The sequence below is a fragment of the Pedobacter sp. PLR genome (assembly GCF_026239675.1).
In the GTDB taxonomy this organism is placed as follows: domain Bacteria; phylum Bacteroidota; class Bacteroidia; order Sphingobacteriales; family Sphingobacteriaceae; genus Pedobacter.
Map to the genome: position 1 here is coordinate 170,281 of NZ_JAPIVQ010000009.1, position 23,260 is coordinate 193,540.

General features: G+C 42.3%; 14 protein-coding genes. 3 read left to right on the forward strand and 11 right to left on the reverse strand.

Annotated features, from left to right (window positions below; translation table 11 throughout):
* Position 1: 1 nt before the first annotated feature.
* The 8 genes from OQX61_RS21160 to OQX61_RS21195 all read right to left on the reverse strand — a co-directional run bounded on the left by OQX61_RS21160 (position 2) and on the right by OQX61_RS21195 (position 16,919).
* A complete protein-coding gene (locus OQX61_RS21160) occupies positions 2-763 on the reverse strand; it encodes an alpha/beta hydrolase (protein ID WP_265843809.1) in 762 nt (253 codons plus the stop codon).
* Positions 754-1,053, reverse strand: a complete 300-nt coding sequence (locus tag OQX61_RS21165; protein ID WP_265843810.1) for an acyl carrier protein — start codon at positions 1,051-1,053, stop codon at positions 754-756. The genes OQX61_RS21160 and OQX61_RS21165 overlap by 10 nt, the downstream gene beginning before the upstream one ends.
* The gene (locus tag OQX61_RS21170) at positions 1,041-5,369 is read right to left on the reverse strand and encodes a beta-ketoacyl synthase N-terminal-like domain-containing protein (RefSeq protein ID WP_265843811.1); all 4,329 of its coding nucleotides are present in this window, start codon (positions 5,367-5,369) and stop codon (positions 1,041-1,043) included. The genes OQX61_RS21165 and OQX61_RS21170 overlap by 13 nt, the downstream gene beginning before the upstream one ends.
* A 2-nt stretch (positions 5,370-5,371) precedes the next feature.
* Positions 5,372-12,469, reverse strand: coding sequence for a type I polyketide synthase (locus OQX61_RS21175; RefSeq protein WP_265843812.1), 7,098 nt, complete (start codon positions 12,467-12,469; stop codon positions 5,372-5,374).
* Between the two features lie 505 nt (positions 12,470-12,974).
* Positions 12,975-13,745, reverse strand: coding sequence for a hypothetical protein (locus OQX61_RS21180; RefSeq protein WP_265843813.1), 771 nt, complete (start codon positions 13,743-13,745; stop codon positions 12,975-12,977).
* Positions 13,746-14,105: 360 nt separating this feature from the next.
* A complete protein-coding gene (locus tag OQX61_RS21185) occupies positions 14,106-15,143 on the reverse strand; it encodes a sterol desaturase family protein (RefSeq protein WP_265843814.1) in 1,038 nt (345 codons plus the stop codon).
* 228 nt (positions 15,144-15,371) lie between these two features.
* Positions 15,372-15,896: a GNAT family N-acetyltransferase gene (locus OQX61_RS21190; protein WP_265843815.1), complete on the reverse strand. Its 525-nt coding sequence runs from the start codon at positions 15,894-15,896 to the stop codon at positions 15,372-15,374.
* Between the two features lie 126 nt (positions 15,897-16,022).
* The gene (locus OQX61_RS21195) at positions 16,023-16,919 is read right to left on the reverse strand and encodes an AraC family transcriptional regulator (RefSeq protein WP_265843816.1); all 897 of its coding nucleotides are present in this window, start codon (positions 16,917-16,919) and stop codon (positions 16,023-16,025) included.
* Between the two features lie 174 nt (positions 16,920-17,093).
* Here OQX61_RS21195 and OQX61_RS21200 point away from each other — a divergent pair, with 174 nt between their 5' ends.
* Positions 17,094-18,215, forward strand: coding sequence for an aldo/keto reductase (locus tag OQX61_RS21200; RefSeq protein WP_265843817.1), 1,122 nt, complete (start codon positions 17,094-17,096; stop codon positions 18,213-18,215).
* 108 nt (positions 18,216-18,323) lie between these two features.
* Positions 18,324-18,524, forward strand: a complete 201-nt coding sequence (locus OQX61_RS21205) for a hypothetical protein (RefSeq protein ID WP_322973632.1) — start codon at positions 18,324-18,326, stop codon at positions 18,522-18,524.
* A gap of 83 nt (positions 18,525-18,607) precedes the next feature.
* On the opposite strand, the gene OQX61_RS21210 is transcribed toward OQX61_RS21205, so the two are convergent.
* The 3 genes from OQX61_RS21210 to OQX61_RS21220 form a co-directional block, all read right to left on the reverse strand.
* Positions 18,608-19,906, reverse strand: a complete 1,299-nt coding sequence (locus tag OQX61_RS21210) for a DUF4998 domain-containing protein (RefSeq protein ID WP_265843818.1) — start codon at positions 19,904-19,906, stop codon at positions 18,608-18,610.
* A gap of 152 nt (positions 19,907-20,058) precedes the next feature.
* Positions 20,059-21,216: a serine hydrolase domain-containing protein gene (locus tag OQX61_RS21215; RefSeq protein WP_265843819.1), complete on the reverse strand. Its 1,158-nt coding sequence runs from the start codon at positions 21,214-21,216 to the stop codon at positions 20,059-20,061.
* 129 nt (positions 21,217-21,345) lie between these two features.
* Positions 21,346-21,906 carry a helix-turn-helix domain-containing protein gene (locus tag OQX61_RS21220; RefSeq protein WP_265843820.1) on the reverse strand — a complete coding sequence of 187 codons (561 nt, stop codon included), beginning with the start codon at positions 21,904-21,906 and terminating at the stop codon, positions 21,346-21,348.
* Positions 21,907-22,371: 465 nt separating this feature from the next.
* Here OQX61_RS21220 and OQX61_RS21225 point away from each other — a divergent pair, with 465 nt between their 5' ends.
* Positions 22,372-23,259 (forward strand): DUF6266 family protein, encoded by an 888-nt coding sequence (locus OQX61_RS21225; RefSeq protein ID WP_265843821.1) that lies wholly within the window; start codon positions 22,372-22,374, stop codon positions 23,257-23,259.
* Position 23,260: the final 1 nt, after the last annotated feature.

Sequence of the window (23,260 nt, forward strand, 5' to 3'; positions counted from 1 at the left end):
TTTAATTCTTAAAAAATGTTTCCATTAGGTTTCCAATGCTTACAGGTTGCTGGATAGGCACATTATGGTCGCCATCCACCTCCAACATCTCAACTTTTTTAATCCTGTTTTTCAACCACTTACCTGCACTCAGACAATTAGATTCTTTACCATACAAGAGCAACGCTTCCTGTGGAATTGCAGCGATTTCTGCCGCAGTAAAGAAGTCTCTTTCCTTAATCATGTCGCTCTTTATCGTGGTTTCATGGAAGAGATATTCGTACATGCGGTGGTTGCGTTCCATCTGTCGTTTACCCATTTTCACCTTTGTAGTATCGGTGAAATTGGTCACGTAATGTTCCAGAAATTCTCTGCTATAGTCATCAATGATGTCCCTCGTTTTGTCGTCGCCCGGATCCGGTGCTTCAATAATAGCCAGCTTTTTCACCCTTTCAGGGAAACGTGCCGCCATCTTTAAAGCGATCAGTCCGCCGAAGCTATAACCCGCCAGATGAACTGATTTCAGGTTTAACTGATCCAGCAAATCAGACAAGTCGTCCGTCATACTTTCTAAATCATAACCACCTGATGTTCTTTCACTTAAACCATGACTCTTCAAATCATACATCACCACATGAAAGTGCTTCGCCAGGATTGGCGCGATGTTAAAATAGTAGACAGAGAGGTTGCTAAACATGCCATGAACCAGCACCAGCGTTTCCGCTGCTGCTGTATTCAATTCCTGAATGTGTACTCCCCGTTTTTTTACGGTGATTACTGGCATTCTTCGATATAGTTTACGATTGTTCCCAGGTTCAGGTTGATCAATTGATCAAGATCCATATTCGAAAGCCATCCTGTAAAATCAATCTGCTCTCCGAAATGTGTCTTTATCTTCTCTGAAAAAGACACGATTTCTATGCTATCCATTTCCAGGTCTTTGGTGAAAGAACTTTCCATGGTAATGTCCATTTCTTCAACAAACTCTTCTCCAATCACTTCTGTGATAAATTGTGTCATCAGGTCAAAGATTTCGTTGCTGTTTAGTTTCGTAGTTGAGATTATAGTGTCCATCCGATTATATAGTTGTTGTGTTTAATAGTTTTTATGATGATTTCATTGATTCTTAATTCTTCGCCGTTGATTTCTTCAATCGCATAGGCTTTTGGATTCCCTTGCAGGCCTTTCCCAAGGTATTTGCCATAAGCTTCTTTGGCTACCCAGAAGCGGGTCGACCATTCGGCTTTGTCTTTATCTGCTAGTAATTGCATTTCCGGATCGCTGAAAACCATACTGTAGAATCCTTCCGTCCGCTCCTCAATACGCTCAATATCGATGCCTACAGGGCGATCATAACGGGCCACACCTACTGCATCCGTCCCTTTATGGGCAATGGAAATATGGATTCCGGCCGTCATATCGCCATGCAAATAAGGTTTGCGGACTTCGTCCGATCTGATCTCAAATGCAATGGGATAGCAAGCCTCGTTTTTCGTCTGGTTTAGCAGGTTTCTAACCGCGTCTTTTACTGCCACCCGGCTGATCATCCATTCTTTCCTTTTGTTCGGTAATAAAGAGTTGTGGTGTTTCTTTTCGTCCTGATTGAAATAACGTTTCAAAATAAAATCCCAGGAAACGACACGGCTATAGGCGTTATGGAACATGAAAATCCCCGGCGCCACCTCTTCCGACAAGCGGTTGTGGAGTGGCGACATCGATACGCGCCATAGCGCTTCGTCGATCTCCAGGCGCCTGTTTTGCCAACCAGTTAGGATTGCCCAGATTTTATGGTCTCTTTTCATGACGATATCTGCGGATGCAAATTCATCAGTCAGTTCAGTCAGCACGCAGGTACATTCAAAAGTTCCCTGCTGATCACTCATCTCCCCGAAAAACTCTATATCCTGTATTTTCACAGGGAAAGCAATCCTGTCCTTGGTCAGATAAAGCTGTAGCCAAAGGCCAAAAAGTTGTCCGGCGTTATCTAGTAAAGAACCTTTACCCGTACTGCCTTCGATGAGGCCAACAATACCCTTTTCCCCTACTTTAATCAGTTTTCTGATGCCCTGATACCCTGGTCCGTGGAACATATGTTCCTCATAAATCTGAGTTTCCGTACGGTCGGTATTTAAAGATTTACCGACATCAAAAGTCCGTTCCAGTGCTGTTTTCAGCTCCTTACTGAGCATTACTTCTGCATTTGCAAAACGCTCTAAGTTGAGGTACACCAAATGATCTGATTTCCATTCGCCGGTTACCGTTTCCCTGAAGGGTTTTGAAACATTCATCCATTGGAACACTTTAATGTTCATTAACCGATGTACATAAGTCCCCGGTAACTGCGCTGCAGCAATCTCACCGAACATTTCAAAAATCATGGTCATCGGAATTACCGGGTCCATATCCTCTACACAATGCCATCCTTTTGGCTGTCTCAATAAAGAGTGGTCTATCAGGTAAGGACAATTTTCCAGGGTAACATCCAGCGTTTTAGAAAAAGGAAGTTTTCCCTTTGCGATTCCGGCAGATGCCAGGTCAATTTCTTTGATCCCCGGGTAAGAGTCCGCACTTAAGGTCGTAGATGGACTTGCGACAAACCCGGATTGCGTTCTGTTCTGGAAAAAATGGAGCATTTCTGACTGGATTCCAATCATTTCTTCTACGTTTTCCTGAAAAGCTCTCATCAGTGGATGCGCCTGATCTTCCAATACATCAACTTTAGGTAAACTGTTTTTTGGCGTAATGGCCAGGTTTTTCAAGCCTTCCAATCCAGAAATCAGTGGCAAGCCCAATTGCAACTTAATTCCTTTTCTGACAAGGATTTCGGCTTTCCCATAGCCCATAAAGGTCATTCCTGCTTCCTTACCTTCCACGAATAAAGCGGCCAGTACCCGCTGTAATTGCGCAATTCCAGATCTCAAAGGCACATTTGCAGAAATCGTGCTGCATCCTTTACCTTTCAAAGTATCATCAATAAAACCGATTAGTCCTCCGGAACCTACCTGAATAAACATTCTGGCCCCCTCTTCATATAAGCGTTCGGTCAATTCACGAAAGCGAACCGGTTTAATCAGGTGTTCTACACTCAGTTCCCTGATGGCTTCGAAACCCTCCGGATATAACGCTAAGGTTGTAGCAGACCACAATGGGAATTTCGTTTTACGGAACTCCATCTGGCTCATTCCTTCCAGCATGATATCAAGTTTATCTGCCACAAATGGCGAGTGAAAACCAGACTGGAAAGGTAGTACCTGATGGAAAATCTGTTTAGCCTTTAAAATGGGCACCAGAATATCCAGTGCCGGATTGCTGCCACACAGAATTACCTGCTGTGGACAATTATCATTAGAAAGGTACAGGTTTTCAATGTCTGCAATGATCGGCTGAAGCTGTTCAATTCCGCAACCAACCGCGATAAACCTCGAATCTTTAAGTTCAAAGGTCTCCGGGTTCAAGAAATTAAGCAGATGTAATACCGAAGATTCCGCGGCGAGTTCCGAAGACCTTGCGGCCAGCCACTCGCCCAGGCTATGCCCGGCATTCATCTCCGGTAAAATTCCCAATTGCTTTAGGGCCGTATCCAGGACACTACTTTTATTTAATATTTTCAGGGCCTCATTTAACAGGCCTTCTGCTTTAGTATTGTGATCCTGAGGGAGGTTAAAGTACTCCGCAACCGTGTTTACTTCGCCACCAGCGAGCCCGTCTAATCCCGGAAACACAAAAGCGATCTTTCCGCCATTGCTTAATAAAGGCGCATTGCTATACCAAATATCCTGTTTATTACGCCATGGCATATTTTTACCGGCAATCTTCAAAGCCTTTTTTAACCTTTCCGGTGTAGGGTTAAATACAGCAATACGGAATGGCCCATCTCCAGGCAAACGGTCCTCGTTTTCTAAAGCAAGGAGTAATTCCTCATGACTGTTCCGCGCAAGTAATAACACCTCATCTGATACAATTGGATCAGCTACCAGGTTTAAACGGGAAAATTCCCCGGTACTCTGCGGCACATCATATGCTTCCAGTACTGCATGTGCATTGATTCCGCCAAAACCAAAAGCATTTACGCCGGCGATCTTCGGTAAACCCGAATCTCCCCAGTTCCGAGCTTCCTGAACTGCTGAAAAACGACTATCCTTCAATTGCGCCAAAGGCTGATTGCAATGAAGTGTAGGTGGGATAATCCCGTGATACAAAGCCAGTGAGGCTTTGATCAAGCCTGCAATTCCTGCTGCCGGCATCGCATGACCGATGTTCGATTTCACTGTTCCGATTCCTGCTTTAAGCAAGGTCGTATCATTTCCAAAAAACTGTGTCAGGGTTTCTATTTCTGTTTTATCTCCTAAAACTGTCCCTGTTCCATGGGCTTCAATATATCCGATGTTATTAGGTTCCAGACCTGAATTCCCCCAGGCTTGTTTAATGGCTTTCAGCTGTCCTTTTACGGAAGGGCTCATCACACTTGTGCCACTTCCATCACTGCTTACACCTACCCCTTTTAATACCGAATAGATCTTATTCTGATCTCTGACCGCATCTTCAAGGCGCTTTAGCACCACAAACCCGCAACCTTCTCCGATAATCAATCCGTCTGCCTCTGCATCAAAAGGGCTAATCTGTCCCTTTTTTGATAAGGCACCCAGCTGACTAAAAATACTCCAGAAAGCGGCATTTTGTCCGACGTGAACACCACCTGCAATCACCATATCACAGCGACCGCTGTTCAGTTCCTGTATCGCATGATCTACCGCAATCAATGAGCTGGCACAGGCGGCATCTAAAGTATAGGCAATACCACCTAAATTCAGCCGGTTCGCCACTAAAGAAGCGACCAGATTTGGAATCAGTCCCATCGCTGTATCAGGTCCAAAACGACCTTTACGCAGCTGATATTCTTTCTTCACCTGATCGATTTCCGCCTCCGGTAAATGAGGCATCAGGTCTTTCAACAGGCTCACTATTTGCTCCCCTGTTCTTACGATTTCTATAGCACGGGTGGCCCCCGGACCTGCATAGTTCCCTTTACCGATGATGATTCCCGTTTTTTCCAGGGAGTAGTTCTGCTCAAAAACACCTGCATCTGCCAGTGCTTTATGCACCAGGCTAAGGGTTAATAAGTGATCAGGCTCGGTACCTTCTACCGCAAGCGGGAGAATTCCAAAATCCGAGGGGTTAAACTCGAAATCAGGAATAAAACCGCCACGGTTACAGTAAAAGCGGTCTACACCGGAAGTTCCGGTATCAAAATGTATCGGATCAATGCGATCCGCAGGAACTTCCTGCGTCGCATCTACCTTGTTAATTATGTTGTGCCAGAACGCCTCTATATCCACCGCACCCGGAAAGATGCAGGACATGCCTACAATGGCTACCTCAGTTTTCTTCATGGTTACCAGTTATTTCCTGCCATGATGAGTACCTGAGACTCATTTCCGTACTTCAGTTCATTCAGGAATGATTCCATTCCTTCCTGCAATGGAATCATAGAAATCCCTCTGCGTTCGTATTCTTTTTCTAAGGAAGCGGATACCATGCCGGCACCTTTCCATGGGCCCCAATTGATAGCTGTCACTTTTCCTTTGATCTTTTCTTTTAAAGCCCAGGCGTATCTGTCCATCACACTGTTGGCAGCAGCATAATCCGTTTGCCCACGGTTTCCGTATACAGAAGCGATGCTGGAGAAAAAGATTACAAACTGTGTCTCAGCTTTCAATTGTTCAGCAAGCACCCTTAATGGGGTTACTTTCGTCTCAAATACTCTCTTAAAAGATTCCACACTCTTATCATGGAACAGCTTATCTTCCAGTAAACCGGCACCATGTACTACCCCGTCAATACGGCCAAATTCTTCATACACAGTGCTGATCAGCTGACTCAGTTTATCTTCGTCGCGCAGGTCCAATGCATAATAGGTAACTATAGAACCGCTCATTTCTAAAGCCGTGATGGTCTGTAGCGCCTGGTTGTTTTTATAAATCCTTGAAGTTTCCTGTTCTATCTCTGCCGGTTTTTTAAACTCGCCAAGTTTGATCAGGTAAGCCCTGATTTCTTCTTTTGTTTTCATGAAGGAGAATTGCTCTAATCCATTTGAACGTGGATCCGGAGAGCGGCCTACCAGAATATACCTGCAAGGGTAATCTTTGGCAAAACGCATCGTCAGCTCTGCCGTAATCCCTTGTGCACCGCCAAGAACCAATACCACTGCTTCTTTATCCAGCTGAATTTGTGCGTCAGCAGTTCCGATAACCAATTGTTCCGGAATCAACTCCATGGTTTGCCGGCCATTTTCATTATAGATCACTTCCGAAGGTAAATCAGGGTTCAATACTTCATTTAAAGTAAGGTCTGCGATCTGCTCAGCAGTTAACTTATTAGTTAAGCTCAACACCCTGAACTTAGTGTATTCGTACTCTTTATCCAGACTTTTAAATAATCCTGAGTAGCCTTGAAAACGTCTTAACTGAGTAGCATCAGCTGCATCTTTCATATAACCTTTCGTATCCGAGATTACATAAACCCATTTCATTTCTTCCATATCCAGCTGTTTGATTTGCCCAATGGAATCCAAAATATCCGTCTGATTCGGGGAACTAAACATGTTAAGCATCAACAGCCCCTGGTACCCTTTCAGGGAATCAGTTTCAGCAACGACCTCCACTATTGCGCCTTGTTTTTCAAATGCCGCTTTGATGGCAGCGGCCTGTGGTCCCTGATCATCGGTAACCGCGAAACGCATTCCTTTAAGCACTACATTTGAGGTGTTCGACAATTCAGATGACGCCAGTTCAAAGCGAAGTCTGGACAAGGTTTCGTTAGTTTTTGAGCTGATTGCGCTTTCTTTAATGATCTTTTTTGCTTCTAAAACCGGTTCGAAACTTTCAGATTCAATCTCTGCAATCCAGTTCAGTAAACCGTTCAATGTTTTCATAGCCGCCAGTTTTTCCATCAGGTCATCCGCAACATCCTCGCTCTGGCTAAACCCAATTTTCGTCTTTAGCTCAGCAATGATCTCCATTCTTTTAATAGAATCGATGCTTAAATCTGCTTCCAGATCCAGGTCCATTCCAAGCATGTCTTCCGGATAACCGGTTTTTTCGCTCACAACTTGTAAAATCGCTGATTTGATTAAGGCAGGAGTTAATTTAGATACTGCATTTTGTGCCAGACCATTTTGCGAGCCTGTAGCTACAGCCTCTTCCATACTAGTAGTCGGGTTGTTTTCCTTGATCCAGTTCACCAGGCCGTTCAGGGTTTTAATTCCTGCCAGCTCCTCCATAAAAGTATCTTCGTTTTTATCACCACCACTGAAACCACCTAATTCTGTACGTAATGCACCGATAATCTCCATGCGCTTGATAGAGTCGATACTCAAATCAGCTTCCAGATCCATTTCCATGCCCAGCATTTCCTGCGGATATCCGGTTTTATCGCTCACAATCTGCATCAACACCATTTTCACATCAATCTGGATAGGAATGGCTTTGGCTACCGGAGCATTCAGGATACCTGGAAACTGACCAGGTCCCTGCCCTTGTACCGAAGCAGCAAGCATTTGAGCCGGAGCAGCAATCCCCTGTGCCGAAGCAGAAAAGGATTGTACGGCAGGATTTTGAAACACCTGCTGAACCATTGGTTCCGGGCGGCCAGATTGATGATAATTCACAGGATTTTGTCCCAAAAAGGTCAACATGACATCACGTTGTGCCTGAATCATCATTTTCATGCTATTCAGGTATTCCTGCATCATTTGTTCCGCTGCATTTGCAGGAGCGTTATAGTTTGCAGTTAATTGTTCTTTATTTTTCAATTTCAGTGGTTCTATAATTGGTAATGCGCCATAAGCTGGCAGCTTTCCGACGGTTGGCACAGCATGTTGTCCATTCACAGACCAAACGGTGGGGCTTTTTTTGTATTTCAGCACCTCATCAAGATTCAGCAATTTCGCTTCGCGACCTTCAAAAAGCTTCTCCATTTTAACATCGCGACCGGTAGCTACATAAGCAGCAATGGTGCAGAGCAAATGGGTGATCTTGTTGTGTCCGTTGTCCTCTGCATAAAGTAGTAGCTCATCTTTAGCAATACAGGCCTTCACTAATGAACTCAGCACCTTTCCAGGGCCTACTTCAATAAAAATACGGGCACCATCAGCATACATTTGTTGTACCTGCTCTACAAACCGCACTGGTTTCACCAGGTGATCTGTGAGCCTTTCCTTTACTGCGATTGCAGTTTTAGGATAAACTTCGGCAGTGGTGTTAGACCATACCGGTAGATTCAGATCCTTAAAATCAACCTCATCCAGTACTTCCTTGTAAATCCCTTTAGATTTAGCAACCATCGGACTATGAAAAGCACAGGCCACTTCTAATGGTCTGAAAGAGATTTTTTCGGCTTTTAAGATTTCTGAAAGTTGCTTAATTGCCGGAGTTGTTCCTGCGATTACCAGTTGAGTTGGTGAGTTAAAATTAACCGCCCAGACATCTTCGAGTCCCTCAATTAGTTTCAAAAGCACTTCCTGATTGCCATTAACGGCAATCATTGCCCCTGTATCTTCTCCTTCTACGGAATCCAGAATTGCTTGTGCACGTTGCTCACTCAGGTAAACCAGCTGGTCTTCCTCAAAGGCCCCGGCAAAACATAAGGCAGGCAATTCGCCATAACTATGTCCGGCAACCATATCAGGTTCAATCCCTAAATCTTTCAGGAAATTAGCCAATGCCAGGTCCACAATACCCAATAGCGGTTGTGCCATGCGGGTATCTTTGATTCGTTCTTTTTGCGCCTTCAAAGAAGCATCATCAAAAACAGCATTTGGAAAAAGCACTTGCTCTAATACTGATTTCCCTTTTAAAAGCTTACGCATCGCTGGAAAGAGCACAAAAAGATCTCTGGCCATATTGATGCGCTGACTTCCCTGTCCGGGGAACATAAAGGCAACTTTACCTGTTTTCTTTTTGGTGATGTACAAATCCATGCTTTCCACGCCTGATAAGGCCAGGTCAATTTTCATGATCAGGTCTTCAGGATTGTCGGCAACCATACTAAACTGTACAGGTTTTTCATTTTCTACCGCCAGACTGTAGGCGATATCTTTTATAGCGATGCTGTCATTAACGTCCAGCAAAGTTTTCACGGTGATCAGCCTCGCTTTCGCCTCTTCATAGTTAGCACCTCTGAAAACGAAAAGCTCGGATGGCCATGACTTCAATGCAGATGCATGGTCGGAAACCGGATTACTACTTTCTATCACCGCATGGAAATTTGTGCCGCCGAAACCGAAGGCACTTACCCCGGCATAGCGTTTCTCTTCCATCCAGAGACCTGCTTCCGTATGAAAAGCAAAAGGACTTGTTTTACCGTTATAATAACTGTTAGGTGTTTTTAGATTAATTGTTGGCGGTTTAATACCATAGTAAGTCGACAAAGTCGCTTTAATTAAACCTGCTAAACCAGCGGCACATTTCGTATGTCCTATTTGTGTTTTTACCGATCCGAGGTGCGTCTGACTGGCAATAGCGCCGGATTGATTGAGCATATCTGTTAGCGCGCTCAACTCTGTTCTGTCGCCAACAACGGTTCCTGTTCCATGGGCTTCTACCAATCCAAGTACGGATGGCGAAACTCCCGCCTGGTTGTAGGCACGTTCTAAGGCTTTCACCTGTCCGGATTTACGTGGCGCAGTTAAGCCAAGGCTTTTACCGTCACTTGATCCACCAATTCCCTGAATCACGGCATATATTGTATCTCCATCTCTGATGGCGTCTTCCTGTCTTTTCAAAACAAGCATGGCCACCCCTTCGCCAAGAGCGATACCATCGGCTTCAGCATCAAAAGTAGCACATCTTCCTTTGCGGGAAAGCGCATGTGTACTGGAGAACATCAGGTAATCATTGATACCATTATGTAAATCTGAACCACCTGCAAGCACCATATCTGATTTCTCCAGGAACAATTCCTGACAAGCCAGATCTAATGCGGCCAGGGAGGAAGCACATGCGGCGTCTACGGTAAAATTCCGTCCGCCAAGGTTTAAGCGGTTCGTAATCCTTCCGGAGATCACATTTGCGAGAATTCCAGGGAAAGAATCTTCGGTCATTTTAGGCAAGGCAGCGTCCAGTTCTTCCGGCATTTCGCCGAATACCTGTTTGTAAAAACACCTGAAACTGTAGCTATTGGCCAGGTCGTTTCCGCCTTCTGCACCGATAATTACCGAGACATTTTCAGCATTGAAACCACCTTCTTTGTAACCGGCATGTTCCATCGCCTGTCTGGCCACCATTAAACTCAATAACTGGGTAGGCTCTATTGCCGCCAGCGACTGTGGAGGAATTCCGTACTCCAAAGGATCGAAATCGATCTTCGGAATAAAACCGCCCCATTTAGAGTGCGACATTTCTCCTGCAGTAGAGGTAGGATCGTAATATAATTCTTTGTTCCAGCGTTCGTCAGGAACTTCTGTTACTGCGTCTTTTCCAAGCACAATATTGCGCCAGTATTCTTCCAGGTTTTTTGCACCAGGGAAGATACAGGCCATACCGACAATGGCTACGTTAAGCGATTTTCCTGTGGCCTCCGGAGGTGTTCCAGGTTTCGCTTGCTGTACAAAATGGTAATTCCCATCCGTCACTTCCTTATGCAGGTCGAGGATAGAAACAATTTCATTGCACATAGAAGCAATCTGACCGATCATATACATACCAAGGTCCAGCTGTTCTTTTTCATTAATAGTCACCAGCTGATCACCTCTACGCTCAATTCCCTTCGCCGCAATCCGCAAACGTCCTACATTGAGGGTTTCCAGCTTAGCCCAGATTTCTTTTTTATCAACACCTTCTTTTCGAAGCTTTTCTTTTTCTGTGTTGAAGAACTCTGCAAATGGCGAGTTTAAACACCTGGTTTCATGCCCCGGGGCGGTCTCCAGCAACACAGTATCATTTGATATCCGTGCCTGCTCCTGGAATTTATCCTGAATGGCACCAGTACTTACTGCTTCTTTAGTATATAAATAGGACGTTCCCATTAACACCCCTACTTTCACACCTTTAGCCGCTAAAGGAGCAGCCATTACAGCGATAAAAGCGGTAGATAATGCGTCATGAATCCCTCCTGCAAAAAACACACTGATTTGCTCAGGATGATCTTCTTTTAGCAGGCGTTCGATCTGTTTTTCCCAAAGCACCATGCTCGATAATGGGCCTACGTGTCCGCCACATTCTCTACCTTCAAAAACGAACCTCCTGGCTCCTTCTTTCAGGAACATATCCAATAAAGATGCTGAGGGCACGTGTAAGAAAGTTTTAATCCCTAATTTCTCGAGTGGTTTAGCTTGCGAAGGTCTGCCACCGGCGATTAAAACTACCGGAGGAAGGTGAGTTTTGATGTAAGCCATCTGCTCATCCTTCAGTTCCTGTGGAGCAAAACCAAGTACGCCTACTCCCCAGGTTTTAGTTCCGGCGAGCTTTTTAGTCTCTATAATCAGGTTTTCAGCAATTTCTCCTTTTAACAGCGAAAGCGCGATAAAAGGAAGTGCCCCTGCTGAAGCAACGGCCTCTGCAAAAGGAGCTACATCGCTAACTCTGGTCATCGGTCCCTGCGCAATGGGATAAGTAATATTCAGGTCTTTGGCCAGTGGATTGTCTACACTAATTACATTCAGCGATTTGGCCTGATTCAGGTGACCAAAAACTGCCTCCTTCATTCCAAAAACAAGTTTATCCAGCTTTTTATAGCGCTCAGAAAGATCTATCGCAAGCGCGATATCTTGTCCGAGGGGAAGAAAACTCTGCGCCAGATCGAAGTCATTAAAATACTTTTCAAGGTCTTTTTCGCTGACCTGATCCTCCAATACCGGAGAATTAGGGCGTACCAATACCCGACAATTACCAATCAATCTGGTTTCATTTCCACTTAATTTTTCACACACCATTTTAATCGCCTTCGGAGCGGTACATTCCGGAAACAAAGCCAGCTGACTATCCAGGATTACCCCTGTTGCGCCGGCAGCAACCAATGCAGCGGCCGTGTGTATGCCTACACCGCCCTGAACATAGATATCTATGCCTTTTATTTCTTTTACAATGCGCTGAAAAAGAACATATGAAGATTCATATCCAACTTTTCCGGCACCTTCGTTGCCTTTAATAATGATACCCGCAGCTCCTTCAGCCTCCGCTTTCCGGGCTTCATCGATATCATGTACCTGATAAAACAGCTGCTGCTGCTTATCCGCGGTAAATTTCTTGCCATACGGCAAAATAATCATAGTCACCTGTGCAGGTAAAATGATGTCATTAAGATCTTCAGAAACCAGGCATACGCCAAATTCTTTCGAAGATCTTTGTGTCAATTGTTCAAGTGCTTCAGCAGCCCTTGCCCTATCTCTACCGAGATGGAGTACAGGAAAAGCTTTTGCATCTGAGAGTGAGAGAGCGAGATTCACATCGGGCCTTTCAAACGGAGTTATTCCAATAATTAAGGGTGTTTTCATATTTTGAGGGATGATTGTGGATTCAATTTTCGAGCAATTCTACAACTTTTAAGAGTGCAAGTTCGTAGAAACAGGATTTTTGAAGAGAAAACACCTTGAATTTTACTCAAAGTAGCTCTATGTCAATAATTTTATGCGTTTTACGGAAAATATTTCATTAATATCCTGAAAACACAATAAAAAGCTATAATCCTATGCTTTTGTTTGAGCAAAACTACTACTATATTCATGTAGCACTATGAAAACAAGGAAAATGAACAAAAAGAATAAGGATGAAAACGCAAAATATGGAGACACAGGGAGATAACTTAACTAATCCTTAATGAAAACTTTAAACACTCATAAAAAAAAATGAACATGGGCTATTTAGCATAGTAATTCTGGTCTACAATTTCACAGCGGGGAACTGAAAGAAAAGTATCCTAAACAGGCTCAACAATTGAACCTTGAAGCATATCCACTATCATTTAAGAACTTTTAAAAGTCTTGTAAGCAGAGCGTTAGATTAAAAATACTGTTGAGCTGGAATACGGTTTACTACTTTATACTCCCTAATCACCTCGCAATTAAGCGGATCAAAGTTATAAAGCTGTAAACCACATTTATTAGGCTTAAAATTGATGGGGAAATCAGAATGAATCTGTTGTTTAACCAGAAACAATTCATCATTAGTTGAATAGTGTTTTTTTGACCGGATTTGCTTTGCACTACTAAGAATTGAAACCAATTCATTATGCTGATATTGAATGCTCAGGTAAAAAAAGTCCCCATTATCTTCTTCCTCTTCGTAAGACTGAATTTGCAGTAAATCATTTGAATCATTATCAATGGTATAAGTATAATTAGCTTTTGCTTTCAGCTTGGGCTGATGACAAGTAATCATAATTACCGTTACTTTTCCGTCATTGCTTATACTTTCCTTCACAATATCTCCTTTCATTTTCCCGTAATAATATTCAGGAGCCAGTCCCCTTCTTAATTTAAGCTGTGGGTTACTATTAAAGATTAAGTTTCTCCCGGAAAGCGAGGTTAGATTGCAGGCTGATTGAATATTAATGCCTATTTTTTTATAACTATCCCTGCTAACAGCTAATTCAACAACAGCGGGTGTTACAAAATTTATGACACCTTCATTTAGCAGCCTGATTGTCGTACTATTTTCTGTAACTGACTGCCTCAGAAAACCTTGTTTTGAACTTCCGGTTTGATTTAGTTTTGAAAATGCCAAGGTTAAAATAGAATCAATAACAGCTCGCTTATTAAAGGAAATCTCCACCTCCGCTAACTCATTTGTTTTTTGTGTTAAGCTGATAACCTGTGCTAAGGTATCTTTTAAGACAGTCGTATAATCCAGGTAAAATGCACTTCTAACGGTTAAAGTATCTCCCTGCTTTGCTACCGTTTTAAAATCACCTTGATAATTGGAATTGCTCACATGTTTACTGTTAAGAATAATAGCAGCACCCCCAATAAGTTCCTGATCAGCCACCAGGCGACCCTTTAACACAAATATTTGCGCTTGCACTTGAAAAGAAGATCCAAACAGGAACAAAACCAGGCAAGTTTTGAAATTCAAAATTCTATAGAAAAAGATCGCCATTTAAGTGAATTATGGATAAGCATGAATACCATAAAACTACATAACGGTTTCCTTTTTAAAGGTATTAAATTCTTTTTGCTGGAACTCGCGTTGACTCTCCATAAACTCATTCCTTGCGATGCTTGCGGTCTTATGATCACCGGTATGACTCCATCCTGGTGGCATAAAAATATACAGGAATTTGTTTTTAAGACCTGGTGCGCTGTAAACGTCCTTTAGCAGACAGGCAAACTCTCCAAAGTAGCTATCCAAAAAGCTATTGGGTTTCATTTCTCTGGTAATGCCATATTCAATTGGAAGATTCCCTACTTCAGGCTGATAGGTACCAAAAACACGATCCCAGATATTCAGCAGGTTACAGAAGTTGGTATCCATATACATTGGATTTTTCGCATGATGTACCCTGTGGTGTGAAGGTGTCAGGATATATTTATACAGAAAGCCAAACTTTCCATCCTTCATCAGGTGCTCTCCGATGTGAATAAAACCGCCATAAAAGCCATCAATAAACATGATCACAAACAGCATTGGTGGGTTAACACCCAATAAGATACAAACTGTAGTTCTGATTACGTCAGCATAGGGTCCCTCCAGAAAAAAGTGGGCATAGGATACCGAAAGATTCATGGCCTGCGGTGCATGGTGGGTAGAATGCAGGCACCAGAATAAACGAACTTTATGCCCCAGATAATGATAGATAAAGTGCGCAAATTCCCAGACGATATACCCGTAGATAAACCAATACCAGGTGAAAGTAGTTTTAAAGATCGCGTATGGCTCAAAAAGTCCGATACAAAATACAATTGCTGCTATGGAGATAAATCGTCCGACAAAAGAGTTCAGCACATAAGAAAAGAAGGAAACCTTATAATCGATAGCGTTAAACTTCCTCAACACCAAAGCCGTTAATATCTCAATCACCAGGACGATCGGGAACAGCGGACCAATGATAGAAGTAAAACCTTTATAAGTTAAGAAGGTGCTGTAATCACCGGAGTTGACGATTTTTATGAAATTACCGATACCGAAGAACCCGATAATCCAATCATAAATTGCCTGAAAAAATTCCATCATAATATATTTGGTTAGTATGTATTATTCATGAAAGAAGGATCTCTCATAGTTTGTATATACATATATACTAATGTTTTTCCAATAAACATCCTTACTCACAAAAAAAAATCTAAAACAGTAGATTATCAAGCAGAAGCTGAGGGAGATTAACGCGCTACTTAAAGCACTTTATTACGGGAATAAAGGGCGTAATTTTTAGGACTGATTCCTGGTCCAGGCTCAGATCAGCTATACACCAGAATGATCCAGCGAATACTTCCGGTATTCTGCGATGTTCAGAAAGGTGTCTTCATCTTTAATTGTCTGGTATTCTCTAAATATAGAAAAGCCAAGTTTTTCCGGGATTTTCCTACTGGCTATATTTTCTTTGTCGACTGGATAAATCAAATGACTGTATTTAAAATTCTGCTGAATAAAGTTGATCAATGATTCCACAACCTCTGTACCGAGTCCTTGTCCATGAGTGCCGGCTTTCAACCAAAGGCCTAATTCAATGGAGTGCTCCGTAATGTTGTGAATCCCGCAACAACCTATAAATTCCTTACTCTCTTTGTCAAGAACGGCTAAAACAATGTCTGTTCTATTGATCAAGGCCAATTTAGCTTTGTCCAAAAACTCCTGAATTTCCTGCTCCTCACCATTAGGCGTATAAGGCATATATCTGGTGATTTCAGGCGTAAACTCAGCAAGAATATCGGCCTTGTATTGCTCAGATACCGGAACAAGCTTTAACCTACTGGTTTCTATTTTCATTTGTGATTGGATTGCTTATTGTAAACATGCAGCACGATATACTCATCATTCATAACGACTTAACCCCATGAATATTACTACAAATCACCGTGACAATGCTATTGCCAGTCCAGCTAAACAGCTTGGTTAATTCGAATTTCGGTAATCTACCGGAGATAAACCCACTCTTTGCTTAAATACCCTGGTAAAATGTTGTGGATATTTAAAACCCAGCTCATAAGCGACTTCACTAATGGACTTATCCAGATCAAAAATCCTTTCTTTAGCCAAGTCAATTACTTTCGCCTGGATGTATTCCTGCGCAGATTTCCCGGTTTCTTTCTTAATCAGATCCCCGAAATAATTAGCGGATAAATTCAGTTCCCCGGCGCAATAACCTACGGATGGCAATCCAATAGTTTTTGGCTTGTCGGAAGCATAAAACCCAATCAATAAATCTTCAAATCGCGCTAATATACCTTTGTGGGTATTGTCCCTCGTAATGAACTGACGATCATAAAATCGGGTACAATAATTAAGAAACAGCTCTATATTGGATGCAATCAATGTTTTACTGTGTTTATCAATTGACTGCTGCAATTCATATTCAATTTTCCCAAAACAATCCAGCACAATTTGTCTCTCCTTTTCTGAAAGATGCAAAGCTTCATTCACATCATAAGAAAAGAAGGAATAATCCGCAATATGCTTTCCCAGAGGGGTGCCTCTAATCAATTCCGGATCAAACAACAATGCCCAACCTTTAGGTTCAAAAGCTTCTACTTTCGGCTGTACTCCGATGACTTGTCCGGGGGCAATAAATACCAGAGTACCTTCCTGATAATCGTAATTGTTACGTCCGTATTTCAGCTCACCACACATCAAATCCTTTAAATAAATAGCATACAGGCCGAAATTAATGGTCTGTGCAACCATAGAATTTGCTTTTGACAAGTCTATTACGGTAACCAAAGGATGTAAAGTTTCTACACCACGCATTCTATTGTATTCAGCAATACTGTCCAGTTTTACGATTTCTTCCATAACGAGATTATTTTACTCATACAAATTTACACATTCCCTAACAGGTATAATCCCTGGTTCATACCAATCAGTAACATTGGTAAGAGAAGCAGTAATCTGTATAACAAGCGCCTGATTTTATATCCTGAGATTTGTTGTAGAAAATGAATCAGTCTTCATCAAAACACTAAAAACATGGAACATCACAACCGCAGAAAATTTCTACAGGCAGGGACAGCTTTAGGTGCTTCACTATTGTTTTCACCGGCAGTTCTCCTTGCTCAAACTTCTCAGAAAGGGAATCACCCAACAGGAAATCATATAGCAAATGCTAAAGCCAGAAGCCTGGGTACAGGTAACCATCGTATTGAGGTATCTGCATTAGGATTGGGCTGTATGGGCATGTCCTGGAACAGGAGTTTTGTTCCTGATAGAAAGTATATGATCGAAACCATCAGAAAAGCTTATGAAATGGGTGTAAACTTTTTTGATACTGCTGAAGCATACGGGCCATATATCAATGAAATATTAGTTGGGGAAGCGATAAAGCCCTTTCGGAAAGACATCACCCTATGCAGTAAATTCGGCTTTGCCATCGAAAACGGAAAATTCACGCAAGGATTGAACAGCAGACCAGAACAGATCAGGAAAGTTGTCGAGGCTTCTTTAAAGCGGTTAAACACCGACGTTATCGATTTGCTATACCAACACCGCGTTGATCCAAATGTTCCGATGGAAGATGTTGCAGGCACCGTGAAAGACTTAATCAAAGAAGGAAAAGTGAAACATTTCGGACTAAGTGAAGCTGGCGTTGAAAACATTAGAAAAGCACATGCCATACAACCACTTACGGCCATTCAGACGGAGTATTCATTAATGTCCAGAGATCCGGAAAAAGACATTCTTCCGCTTTGTGAAGAATTAGGTATTGGCTTTGTTCCCTACAGTCCGCTTTGCAGAGCCTATCTAACAGGGTATATCAATGAACGCAGTACTTATGTTGCCGGTAATGACAATCGTGGCTCCCTCCCGCGCTATGCACCGGATGCGGTAAAAGCAAATTGGGTGATGATTGATATATTGGAAGATTTTGGAAATGAAAGGGGGCTTACGGTAGCACAGGTTGCTTTGGCCTGGTTACTGGCCCAAAAGCCATGGATTGTTCCAATTCCAGGCACAACAAAATTAGCGCACCTTCAGGAAAACCTTTGGTCGGCAGATTATGTCTTTACTAAGGATGAACTGAAACAGCTAACAACTGCTGTTTCAAAAATCGAAATCGTTGGAAACAGGTATGCGACCCCTCAAACCGGATAAGCGTTTTCTAAAAGAACACGTTTTACAAACGAAAACAGCTTAGAGAGATGAAAAAGACAAGAAGTATTGCAACAATGATCATGATGGTATGGCGCATTCAATGTTATTATGGGAAGAAGAAGTTTTGCGGGTTCTAACAACGGCGGCATCGCCGAAACACAGGAAATGCTTGACTTCTGCTTTAAGCATGATATCGTCGCTGATGTTGAGACCATTAATATGCAACAGATATATGAAGCCTTTGTACGACTAGAAAAGGGAGATGTGAAATATCGCTTTGTAATCGATATGGCATCGCTTAAAAACTAAGCTCAAAAAGATAAGACTTTAAACAGCAAAACCGGGATATCCCGGTTTTGCTGTTTAAAGTTATAGCATGAAACTCTTTATCTTTAATCAGGCGCTTTACCATTTTTATAAAACTTAACATCCCTCCATTGCACAATAGCTTTACCGGTCTTCATAGTGCCATAACATCCATATTTCATATAATTAGTGGCATTTTCAGCATCGATTTTTTCAAATTTCTTCTCACCGTCAATATAAACGATCATCTTATCACCGGCATCGCCTTGTAAGTGTATTACATTGATGTGAACTTCCTTATTATGAACCCCTGTTGCTAAAACAAAGCTGTTAGAGATTTTTAAAGTCCCCCCATTCTCTGAAAATCCGCGAATCATAAGCTGAGTTGCATTTTCAGATGTACTACCAAAAATTTGAACCAGGCTTTCATCATTCAGCGGCGCATCAAATTTAAGATAGCCTGAAAACTGTCGGCTTCCTGTACTGTAATTATCCTCTACCCTGATCTCTGAACGATTTGATTTTGTATTTAAAATCTGAAATGTTTCTGTTAAAGTATTACTGTCATAGCTGTAATCCGCACAGATAACCGGAGTGCATGCTGATTTATAGGATGTCCAGCTATAAGTTTGCAGACCTGCTTCATTATCCAAATGAATCTTTTTAACCGGGGTATACAGTGCCCAGTCGGCACCCAGAAAAGAATTGGGTTGAATTACACTGGCAGATTTATATGCGGTATAGAATGCATCAATACTGCCCGCAGGTTGATATACTGAACGATACTCAAATGTATTGCCCAATTTAAAATTCGCTAAGGTCGCATTACCCGATAAGCTCGATACCGTTTGTAAGACATTTGCTGCATCATTATATTTGAAATCCATTCCGGTCAGTTCGGATCCGATACCGTTCCAGCTGATCAAAACTGTTTTCCGGGCTTCATTGAAAACAGCATCTTTGATCTCTCTATGAACCAATCCTGCTTCATACTTATCCCCATAAGCATGCCCGCTTACCGTTGTCTTTTCCGAAACATTCCCCTTGATGTCTATTGCAACAACAGAAAAAGTATAATCGCCTTCCAATAATTCATTCAGGATGATCTCCGTACTGTCAATTCCTTTAGTCAGAGGCATTTCCTTTGATTCCTTATCGGTACTCCCCCAACTGATCTTAAATTTCTGTAATTCTGAATTACCTGGTATTTTCCAGGAGAGCTTAACCCGGTTTCTGCCCGGATAACTGATTAAACTTGTTGCTTTCCCTACAACCACAGGTTTTTCACTGGTATCGACACCATCTACATGTTTCTTTTTACATGAAAAGCTAAAAGCAACAACTAAAAGAAGTAGATAAATTAAATAATTTGACTTCATCATCATATAAAATATATAATTAATTATTTGTAAGTTGTATTATTTATTAATCATAAAGTTATAGTTGCTGATCAATGAAAAAATCTACTTAATTAGCCGTGTTCTCAACTATCCTGGCAAACAGATAATCCAGTTGTGCAACTAGAATAACCGGAATGTTAGTGATCCAGATTCCCTAACCAGGCAAAGGGAGAATACCGATCCCCAATACAGGCATCCAGGATAAGCGGAGCTGCATTTTCGAAATTTTCACTGTTACTCATCAATATCACAGAGATCCCTTGATCTGGAAAAGCAACAAAATAATTCTGGTTTGCTTCGCCATGACCTGAATGGAAAAATGCTGATCCATACTTGCTTTTGAATAGCCCTGTCCCCAATCCCCAGGATAAGCTCATCTTGTCGTTTTCTGTGCTAAGGTTATCTCTCCGCGGACCGAAGCCACGTTCAGTATGTATCCGGATTTGTGGCGAAAACATTTCAGCATACACTTTTTTCGACAGCCCTTTCTTATTCATTAGCCGGGCGACAAACTTTGCATAATCTGCGGCTGTAGTGGTCATAGAACCTGCCGCTCTGCTGCTTTTCCTTCTTTCTGAACCGTATTTTTTACCGTCTTTAAAGTAGGCGTAAGAGAAATTTCCCTCAAATTCAGGCTCCCATACCATACTGGTGTGGTTCATTTGCAGCGGAGCAAAGACTTCTTCTTTCGCCAATTCGGCGAGCCCCTTACCTGTATACTCTTCCACGATAAAACCCAGGAGGTTCATCCCTTCATTGGAGTAATAAAACTTTTCAGCAGGCTTAGCGATCAGGCGGAGTTTGTTTCCATAGATGCTCCGTAAGATTGGCAAACCGGAACTGTGGCTGAGAATCATCCCTGGCGTAATTTTATGGAAGGCAATAGAATCTTCTGCCAGTTCCTGCCATTTGGGATATTCTCCAATTGGCAATTTCAGGTAATCCCGGATAGGTTTATCCAGATCGAAAATCCCCTGATCTACCAGGCGAAGAAATAGATAACTAAAAACAACTTTAGTCAGGGAGGCTGCATACATAACCGTACTGTCATTGAGTGGCAGTTGTTTTTCGACATCCTTCAAGCCGAAGCTCCCTGTCCATACGGTTTGTCTGTTATTGATAATAGCCACCTGTAACCCGGTCAGCCTTGCACTATCCAGAATGTGATTCAATCGTGCTGACAACGCAGCTGTCGGGATAGATTCGCCATTTAACTGTCTGATCGTTTTGGCTTGCTGTGCATAACTCGCTGTTAATATCCAACAGGAAGCTATTAAGAGAATTAGCTTTTTCATATTGCGTTTTTTTTACTAAATCTCGGGCTTAATCTATTCCGTTTCAACGACATCTGCACGTCACCTACCCGACAGATCAGCCCTTATTTCGTCAAAAAGCGTCTTTTCAAGTTTTAGCAGCTCCCGGGTTTAAAAAAATGCATAGGAAAATGGATATTTTACCGGCAGCAATTTAATGGACCGGTAAAGGTTAATCAGCGTCATACAGACCATAAAAACATAGACCATTGCCGTTAAAGGAAAGCCAACCGGAAAATAGAAAACCATCACCACAATGGAGGGGTATAATAGTATACTCATGCTGAGGTGAAAATTCAGCACTTGTTTTCCCTGCTGGTCATCCTCCGGAGTTTCATGTCTTTTGAATAGCCACAACAGGAATGGAAATATGATGTTTAAAATGGGGAGAATCAAGCCGATCAAGGCAGCCAGATGGAACAATGGGCTGATGGAAGAATTCTTTGCAGCTGGCTCCTCTTGCTCAGCTACGCTTCCCTCCGGTTTATCCATTAACAGTTCCGGGTCGATTTCCAGACAAGCCGCCAGTATTTTTAAGGTTTGGATATGCGGAACAACACTCCCTTTTTCTATCCGCTGAATCGTACGGGTGGTTACGCCGGATAATTCAGCAAGGTTTTCCTGGGTCAATCCTTTTTTCCGACGATAAACAGCTAGCTTGGAGGGGCGCATACATTTTATGTTTAATCTAAAATCGGAAAAAAAAACGATGAACAGCGCAACAGTTACTTAAAATTACACCTTAATAAGAGGCTCCGCTAAGCAAGCTCCATTTCCTTATCTTCCCCTTGTAAAGATAAGTTTAGCTCATCTTTATGTTTCAGTGTAAAAGCCAAAGCCTTTTTCACATAATCATTCCATGTGATATCATGAATCGCTGCAAATAGTGTTTAGGCTGCGTTCGGGATGCTGCCTACATGCGGCCTGATCATATTCATCATTCAACCATGGTTAGTTAATGGTTGATTAATCCCTGATAGGTCTAATTGACCTTTCAAGTATGCTTTAAGGATTACCAGATATTGAATTGATGTTTAATTTATTCCGGACATATATCGAACTCATTATAAGGGGATACGGAACTTAATGACTACATTAGAATATGCAACACACTGCTTATCAATAAATAAGAACGCTATGGGAAGTTTACAGAATGGACTGTTTGGTGGATTTAAGGGCCGGGTAGGCAACTTAGTTGGCTATGAGCTGAACGGTAAAAACGTCATCAGGACCATTGGTCATAGTAACAAGCCCCTCAGTCCTGCCAGAAAGATCAATTGCGACCGCATGACCATCGTTAACAATTTTCTACGTCCTATCCAAAGTTTCATTAAACCCGGCTTCAGGCTAAAAGTGATGGGAACCGACAGAAACTACTATAACGAAGCCGTTTCCTATAACAAAAAACACGCGGTAAGCGGTGAATTCCCTAATGCGCAGCTAGATTACCCTAAAGCTATGTTGAGCATGGGAACACTGTTAAAAGCAGAAAAACCGCAAATCCAGCTCATAGGCACTGAAATTGAATTCAGCTGGGAAGTCCCTGCGGATCTCCCATGGCGAAATACAGGTGACCGTGCAATGGTATTGCTTTATTGGCCGGATCAGCATCAACATACCCATTGCCTCAGTGGATCCCACAGAAAGGATGGAAAACACAGAATCCAGATTGCCCCTCATCTTGCCAATCAAAGAGTAGAGGCTTATATTTCCTTTATCAATGATGATGCATCAGAAATTTCGGATAGTGTTTATGCCGGAAGTATCAATCAAAACAAGTTGGAAAAAGCACCCACATTAGAGAACACTGATTCCCGGAAAAGAGCAGAGACCAGCTTGATTAAGGGCTTTAGAGCCATAGCAAAACCGTTGAACAGCACTAAAACCAGACAAAAAAACAAGATTACTACCCCATTAAAAGCCAGCCATTCAGGAAAACTGAAAGAAGTAGTACCACCTTCTGCAAATCCCCAAATTCCAGACATACCTGATCATCCAACGCCGGGATATAGAAGAAAAAATTAAT

What these genes read in the sequence shown, in the direction of transcription:
- OQX61_RS21185 (WP_265843814.1), bottom strand. Translation starts at nt 15,143, where the DNA reads ATGATGGAATTTTTTCAGGCAATTTATGATTGGATTATCGGGTTCTTC.
- OQX61_RS21195 (WP_265843816.1), bottom strand. Translation starts at nt 16,919, where the DNA reads ATGGAAGAAATCGTAAAACTGGACAGTATTGCTGAATACAATAGAATG.
- OQX61_RS21205 (WP_322973632.1), top strand. Translation starts at nt 18,324, where the DNA reads ATGGGAAGAAGAAGTTTTGCGGGTTCTAACAACGGCGGCATCGCCGAA.
- OQX61_RS21165 (WP_265843810.1), bottom strand. Translation starts at nt 1,053, where the DNA reads ATGGACACTATAATCTCAACTACGAAACTAAACAGCAACGAAATCTTT.
- OQX61_RS21175 (WP_265843812.1), bottom strand. Translation starts at nt 12,469, where the DNA reads ATGAAAACACCCTTAATTATTGGAATAACTCCGTTTGAAAGGCCCGAT.
- OQX61_RS21220 (WP_265843820.1), bottom strand. Translation starts at nt 21,906, where the DNA reads ATGCGCCCCTCCAAGCTAGCTGTTTATCGTCGGAAAAAAGGATTGACC.
- OQX61_RS21225 (WP_265843821.1), top strand. Translation starts at nt 22,372, where the DNA reads ATGGGAAGTTTACAGAATGGACTGTTTGGTGGATTTAAGGGCCGGGTA.
- OQX61_RS21210 (WP_265843818.1), bottom strand. Translation starts at nt 19,906, where the DNA reads ATGATGATGAAGTCAAATTATTTAATTTATCTACTTCTTTTAGTTGTT.
- OQX61_RS21160 (WP_265843809.1), bottom strand. Translation starts at nt 763, where the DNA reads ATGCCAGTAATCACCGTAAAAAAACGGGGAGTACACATTCAGGAATTG.
- OQX61_RS21170 (WP_265843811.1), bottom strand. Translation starts at nt 5,369, where the DNA reads ATGAAGAAAACTGAGGTAGCCATTGTAGGCATGTCCTGCATCTTTCCG.
- OQX61_RS21190 (WP_265843815.1), bottom strand. Translation starts at nt 15,896, where the DNA reads ATGAAAATAGAAACCAGTAGGTTAAAGCTTGTTCCGGTATCTGAGCAA.
- OQX61_RS21200 (WP_265843817.1), top strand. Translation starts at nt 17,094, where the DNA reads ATGGAACATCACAACCGCAGAAAATTTCTACAGGCAGGGACAGCTTTA.
- OQX61_RS21215 (WP_265843819.1), bottom strand. Translation starts at nt 21,216, where the DNA reads ATGAAAAAGCTAATTCTCTTAATAGCTTCCTGTTGGATATTAACAGCG.